This is a genomic window from Candidatus Frankia nodulisporulans (genome assembly GCF_902806475.1).
In the GTDB taxonomy this organism is placed as follows: Bacteria; Actinomycetota; Actinomycetes; order Frankiales; family Frankiaceae; genus Frankia; species Frankia umida.
Genome location: NZ_CADCWS010000610.1, coordinates 1 through 204 on the forward strand (window position 1 = coordinate 1; position 204 = coordinate 204).

At 60.3% G+C, this 204-nt stretch carries 1 protein-coding gene; it reads left to right on the top strand.

The window, feature by feature from the left end; genetic code table 11:
* Nucleotides 1–204: hypothetical protein (locus G6R24_RS21540; RefSeq protein WP_476727371.1), on the top strand; the 204-nt coding region annotated here is incomplete at both ends.

A 204-nucleotide genomic window follows, 5' to 3' on the forward strand; every position in this document is an offset into this window, starting at 1 on the left:
TGGTCAAGCTCCAGGAAACCGGCGTCGGCCTGGGAAACGAAATGGCCCGGGGGGATTTGAAGAAAGGCCGGAAGGGAAGTTTGATGCCGTTTGATATCGCTGCCTACTTCCTGCGGACCGGCGACGCCGACGCGCTGAAGCTCTGGCACGAATACGAACGCGAGACCAAAGGCAAGTCGGTCATCCGGTTCAGCAAGGGCCTCC